The organism is Cupriavidus sp. SK-3, from assembly GCF_000611145.1.
In the GTDB taxonomy this organism is placed as follows: Bacteria; Pseudomonadota; Gammaproteobacteria; order Burkholderiales; family Burkholderiaceae; genus Cupriavidus.
Genome location: NZ_JFJV02000094.1, coordinates 1 through 6,171, shown reverse-complemented (window position 1 = coordinate 6,171; position 6,171 = coordinate 1). Strand labels below are relative to the sequence as shown.

6 protein-coding genes are annotated in these 6,171 nt (G+C 64.9%); all 6 read left to right on the top strand.

Going from position 1 to position 6,171, the window contains the following annotated elements; translation table 11 throughout:
• Positions 1 to 33 precede the first annotated feature (33 nt).
• Positions 34 to 984 (top strand): DUF2950 domain-containing protein, encoded by a 951-nt coding sequence (locus CF70_RS09590; RefSeq protein ID WP_035863510.1) that lies wholly within the window; start codon positions 34 to 36, stop codon positions 982 to 984.
• Between the two features lie 229 nt (positions 985 to 1,213).
• Positions 1,214 to 2,767 (top strand): TolC family protein, encoded by a 1,554-nt coding sequence (locus tag CF70_RS09585; RefSeq protein WP_035863508.1) that lies wholly within the window; start codon positions 1,214 to 1,216, stop codon positions 2,765 to 2,767.
• On the top strand, positions 2,760 to 3,887 hold the full coding sequence (locus CF70_RS09580; protein WP_035863504.1) for an HlyD family secretion protein: 1,128 nt from the start codon (positions 2,760 to 2,762) through the stop codon (positions 3,885 to 3,887). The genes CF70_RS09585 and CF70_RS09580 overlap by 8 nt, the downstream gene beginning before the upstream one ends.
• A gap of 29 nt (positions 3,888 to 3,916) precedes the next feature.
• Positions 3,917 to 4,939 carry a DUF2955 domain-containing protein gene (locus tag CF70_RS09575; protein ID WP_035863512.1) on the top strand — a complete coding sequence of 341 codons (1,023 nt, stop codon included), beginning with the start codon at positions 3,917 to 3,919 and terminating at the stop codon, positions 4,937 to 4,939.
• Between the two features lie 11 nt (positions 4,940 to 4,950).
• On the top strand, positions 4,951 to 5,400 hold the full coding sequence (locus CF70_RS09570; RefSeq protein WP_035863502.1) for a potassium channel family protein: 450 nt from the start codon (positions 4,951 to 4,953) through the stop codon (positions 5,398 to 5,400).
• Between the two features lie 127 nt (positions 5,401 to 5,527).
• Positions 5,528 to 5,878: a hypothetical protein gene (locus CF70_RS09565; protein WP_035863500.1), complete on the top strand. Its 351-nt coding sequence runs from the start codon at positions 5,528 to 5,530 to the stop codon at positions 5,876 to 5,878.
• Positions 5,879 to 6,171: the final 293 nt, after the last annotated feature.

Here is a 6,171-nt window from a genome sequence, read left to right as displayed (position 1 = left end):
CGGCGGCGGTGGCAGGCGCTAGGGAGAATGGCTATGCTAAACACCGCTCGTTTTGCCCGACTCCCGCTTGGCGCAATCGGCATTCGGATTGCCGTGGCGCTGTGCCTGGCCACCTGCATCCTGGGCACCGCCCACGCGCAAAGAGCATTCCCTACGCCAGAAGCAGCCATGACGGCTTTTGGGGCGGCTGTTGCGAACAATGACGAGTCAGCCCTGAAGTCACTGCTGGGCAATGACTTCCGCACGCTGATCCCACCTGCCGACGCGGAAATCCGCAGCCGCTTTCTCACGGCGTGGGAAGCCTCCCACGCCGTACAACCCGTAGATGAAAAACATGCCCGGATCGCCGTCGGCACCGATGGCTGGACGCTCCCCTTGCCCCTGGTGAATTCCGGCGGGGGCTGGCGCTTCGACACCCGTGCCGGCGTGGAGGATATGCGCTTGCGCCGTATCGGGCGCAATGAACTGGCCGTCATGCAAACCATGCTTGCCATTCATGACGCGCAGAACGACTACGCCCAGTCCGACCACGACGGCTCCGGCATGGTTAGCTATGCCGCCAAGCTTGCGAGTTCGCCAGGCAAGCAGGATGGTTTGTACTGGCCGACGCAGGCTGGCGAGCGGCCGAGCCCGCTGGGCGAAGCCTTCGCCACGGCCGGTGCCCGCGCAAAGGAAGCGGGAGGCTATCACGGGTACCACTACAAGCTTCTGACAAAACAGGGCCGGCACGCACCCGGCGGCGCATTCGACTATATGGTGCGCGGCAAGCTCTTTGGCGGCTTCGCCGTGATAGCGTGGCCGATCCGATACGGTGACACCGGCGTGAAGAGCTTCATGGTGAGTCACGCCGGGCAGCTCTATGAGAGTGATCTCGGGCCCGAAAGCGCCGCCAAGGCTGCCGCGACCACCTCGTTTGATCCCGGTCCAGGCTGGACCAAGGTAGAGCCACAATCGGTCGGGGCGCCGCGCAATGCCGGCCACTAGCGGCACCCGCTCCAATCAAGTCCCGTTGCAGTCCCGGGCTTTACACGGCGACTGCGGGACCACCAGTCGCATTACCTGGCGCTTCGCGCACCGGATAGCGGGTGCGCCACGAATGCCGCCCGCGCCTTGGCCTGATCAGCGATCAACTGTTCTGGCAGCGGGCCGGGGAAGTGCCGCCCGATAGCGTGCCAGGCGACCAGGAGCAGGGTTGAATTGCCATTCTCGCCTCATGCCGTCACCGTGTCGTCTGGCCGGACTGGTGCTGATCGGCGCATCGGTCCTCGTAGGCTGCGCGCGCGTGGGGCCGGATTTCCAGGCACAGCACGATCCCTGGACCGAGCACTGGACTACTTCGGCTGTCGAACAGGCCAGCCAGCAGCACCCGCAGTCCGATATGCGCGAGTGGTGGAAAGTCTTTTCGGATCCTGTCCTCGAACATCTGATCGCAGCTGCCGATGCCAACGATGCCGGCCTGAAGATTGCCGGCCTGCGCGTGGTGGAAGCCCGCGCCCAGCTGGGCATTGCCCTGGCCGGGCGGTACCCGCAATTGCAGCAAGCCAGGGCCGATGCCTTGTACGCGCGTAGCAGGAAGACCGGCATTCCTGGTGAAAGCAGCGGTGTCTGGCAATACAGCGCGGGTTTCGACATTGGGTGGGAGCTGGATTTCTGGGGACGGTTTGCCCGCGCCATCGAGTCGGCGGACGCGGCCTATTTCGCCGCCGAAGCCAATCATGAAGACGCCCTGGTACTGCTGCACGCGCAGCTCGCGCAAACCTACTTCGACCTTCGCACCGCCGAGGCGCGCCTGCGCATCGCCCGCGAGAATGCCCGGCTGCAAAAGCGCAGTTTTGAAATTACCGAGCGGTTGTTCAAGAGTGGGGAAAGCGATGAGCTCGACCTCCAGCAAGCCAAGACCCAGTACCTGGGCACCCTGAGCAGCATCCCCGATCTGGAAAACCAGATATTGCGCGCCCGCAATGCGCTGGCGATCCTGATCGGCCGCCCCCCGGGTCCCTTGCCGGAACTGCAGGAACTGCTGGAGAAGGAGGGTGTGATCCCGCTGATCGATCACGCGGTGTTGCAGGACGTGCCCGCCAACCTGCTGCTGCGCCGCCCCGATGTCCGCTCAGCCGAACTGCAGGTTGCCGCCCAGTCGGCGCTCATCGGCGTGGCCAAGGCTGATCTTTATCCGTCGGTCACGCTGCTGGGCAGCATCGGGTGGTCAGCCACTTCGCTGCCGGGAACGCCCGGCGGGTGGGTCCTGATCGGTGGCCCCAGCGTGCAGTGGAACCTGTTCGACTACGGCCGCATCACGAACAATGTGCGAGTACAGGATGCACGCCTGCAGCAGCGGATCGTCGCCTACCAGGATACCGTGCGCCAGGCGGCGCGCGAAGCCGACGATGCGGCCACCGGGCTGATCAAGGCGCTGGAGCGCGAAACGATCCTGCGCGAAGCGTCGCAGGCAGCGAACCGCTCGCTGACACTGGCCAATGCCCTCTTTCGCGAAGGGTACTCGGAGTTCCAGCGTGTGCTGGATGCCCAGCGCGCGCTGGTCGCGCAGCAGGATGCCTACCTGCTCAACCGCAGCAATGCCGTGAACAATCTCATCGCGCTTTACAAGGCGATGGGCGGCGGCTGGTACACACCCCTGCCGCTGGTCGACGCGGCCACCCGCCAGCAGATGCAGCAGCGTACCGATTGGGGCGACTTGCTGAACGAGACAGGCCGCCAGCCACTCAACTCCAACGTCCCCGTGCCGAGGGTGAGCCCGGATGAATGACACACCGCAACCCCCGGCGTCCCCGCCGCCGGACGCACCGGCGCCTGCTGCCGACCCGACGAAGCGGGGAGTCAGGTGGGTAGTCGGCCTGATTGTGCTGAGCCTGGCCTGGTACCTGCTGGCCGACCGGTACACGCCGTATACACAGCAAGCGAGGGTCCAGGCCTTTGTCGTCCCGGTGGCCTCTGAAGTGTCGGGCCGGGTGGCCCGGGTGCTGGTGCGCAACAACCAGAACGTCCTGGCCGGAGACGTATTGTTCGAGGTCGATCCGCAGCACTATCGCATCGCACTCGACCGTGCCCGCGCCGATCTCGAGTCCATGCGGCGGCAGATCGGCGCGAGCACCGCCGGCATCGCCTCGGCCCAGGCATCCCTGCGTGCCGCCCAGGCCAATGAACTCAAGGCACGCCAGGACAGCGACCGCCTTGAACGCCTGTATCGTGAAGACCAGGGAACTGTTTCGCTTCGCCGTCTCGAGGTGGCCCGCGCCACGCACGTACAGGCCGTCAGCCAGGTTGCCGCAGCCCGTGCCGAAGTAGAGCGCGCGCGTGAACAAGAGGGGGGCAGTGAAGAAGACAACGCCAAGCTGCGCAGCGCTGCAGCCAATGTGGACAAAGCCGAACTGGACCTGGCCAACTCGCAGGTGCGCGCGCGCACGGCGGGCCTGATCACCGATCTGCGCACCGAAGCCGGCCAATATGCCGCCGGCGGAAGCCCGGTGATGACGCTGATCGCCATTCACGACGTCTGGGTAAGCGCGGAAATGACCGAAAATAACCTCGGCCGCGTCGAACCCGGCACGTCCGTCGCCATCGTGCTGGACGCCTACCCGGGCAAGGTACTGGACGGCCGTGTCCGCAGTATCGGTTATGGGGTCAGTGTGGGCCAGAGCACGCCGCCCGGCAGCCTGCCGACGATACAGAACAGTCGCGACTGGCTGCGCCCGGCCCAGCGCTTCCCCGTGGTCATCGAGTTCGCCCCGGGCGAGCTGGCCAAACTGCACGGCGTGCGCGTGGGCGGGCAGGCCGAAGTCATGGCGTTCCCCACCCAGGGCAATCCGCTCAACCCCCTTGGCCACCTGTTCCTGTTCGTAATGAGCTGGCTGTCCTATGCCTACTAATCCTATGCCTGCTAATGGTGATGGCGGCCATGCCCGCTGAGCCCGCTCGCCTTTCCCGGCGTCCGCTGCGCCTGGCATCCGGCGCCGCGCTTTGCCTGGCGACCAGCTTCGGATTAGGCTGGTCCCTCCCGGTGGTGGCGCCGGTACTTGGCCTGTTCGTTATTGCCTCTCTCGACCGCCCCCTGCCGCTCAAGGCCGGCCTGGGCCTGGTGCTGGTCGTCATGCTGACGACCGGCAGCGGCCTGCTGCTTCTCCCCTTTCTGCGCTATTACTGGTTCAGCGGCGTGCTTTTGACCGGCCTGCTCCTCTTCCTGGCATTCCGCTATGGCCTGCGTGGCGGAAACAATCTGGTCTCCACATTCCTGGCGGCTGGCCTGACCATGATTTCCGCGGCGGGAACCGCCGATTTCGGTCTGGCCGTCACGGTGATCGGCGCCCTCGTCAAAGGACTCCTGCTGGCCGTGCTGGCGCTGGCGCTTGTTCACTGGCTGTTTCCCGAACCCGCAGGCGGGCGGCCTGTGCGACCCGCCCAGGGACTGCCGGACAATGTGGCCGACTGGATGGCGCTACGCGCGGCGCTGGTGGTAATGCCGGCGTTCCTGCTGGCGCTGAGCGATCCGGCCGCCTACCTGCCGATCATCATGAAATCGGTCAGTCTCGGCAGGCAAAGCTGCACGACCGCCCGCGGTGCCGCGCGCGAGTTGCTCGGTTCCACGCTGTTCGGCGGCCTGCTGGCCATCCTGTTCTGGTCCGCGCTCAGCCTGTTCGTGCACCTGTGGATGTTCTTCCTATGGATGCTGCTCTTCGTCCTGGTGGCAGGAGGCAAGCTGTATGCCATCAGCCCGACGCGTTACCCGCCGGGCTTCTGGCTGAACAGCCTGGTAACCATGGTCATCCTGCTGGGCCAGTCGGTCCAGGACAGTGCGGCCGGCAAGGACGTCCTTACCGCTTTCGCCGTACGCATGGGGCTGTTCGTCGGCGTTACCCTGTATGCCTGCCTGATGCTCTGGCTTCTGGACAAACCCGGCCGCATACCATTGCCCGCCCCCTGATGGAGTCAACCATGCTGCACCACGTGCTGGCCGCCGCTCCCGTCATGCTTTTCTGCCTGTTGCTGCAGGGGTGCGTTGTTGCCGCCTGCCTGCGCCGCTACGCGCGCTTCCGGAATAGCCACCTCGGGCACGAATCACTGTGGACCGATATCTTGCTGCTGTCGCTGGTGATGGTGCTGACACTGTTCGCCAACTTCATGCAAATGGCAATCTGGGCGGTGCTGTTCATGATTCTCGGCGAATTCAGCAATTTCCCCACCGCGCTCTATCACTCCGGTGTCAACTTCGCTACATTGGGCTATGGCGACATTGTCATGTCCGAGGAGTGGCGCCTGCTCGGCCCGATTGAGGCGGCTAACGGCATCCTGATGTTCGGCGTCTCGACCGCGGTGATGACCGCCGCGGTATCGGATGTGATCAAGCACAACATGTCTCGCCTGGGGCGGGACAAACCGCAGTAGGCCCGGCGGCTGCTACGGCGACGGAAATGCGCTCCGGCAAGACTACGCTTGGTCTGGTCGCCGCCGGGCGTGCCCGAAACAGGCGGATCAAGCCCGCCAGCGAAATCATCGTTCCACCGGAGAGCGTATGCGTATGTCCCGGAAATTTATCCTGGCCAGCCTGATGGCACTTGGTTTTTCCACGGCTGGCATGGCACAGCCCGCAGCGGGCCAGGGTGCCGAAAATGCCATATCCGAGGCAGTGCAGGGTGGCGCCAGCCCCTATCGCCCTCCGTCCGCCGACTCCGCCAGTTCCGAGGATGCCGCGCGCGCCAAGTGCGAGGCTCTGAAGGAGCAATTCAACGCCACCTCGAAGCAGCCGTCCTACCATTCGCCCGGGCCGGCAACACAGAACGCGCAGGGGCGCACTATTCCCAAGATCGAGCGCGACCAGTCACGCAAGTCATTGCAGGAAACTTACCGCGCCAATTGCACGTAGCGAGAGGGCGGCGCGCCTCTGCTTCCGACACTTGATCTGCTGTTCTGTAACCCGAACCCGGGCAGGCAACGGAATTTCCGTGGGCATCACGCAAGGCCTGATGAGGTACATGTCAGGCGTAGATCGCCATAAAGTCCCCATGCGCCGCGTCGCCGCATAGCCCCGCTTTGGCAGCGGTCGCCGGGGGACTGGCCCGGCGTGTCGCGCAATGGCAGACACCCGGTGTCTGTTGTGTTGGTTTTTTCCCGCCAGACCAAAGCTACCGCGCACCGTGCGTTGGCGCCATTTTCCCC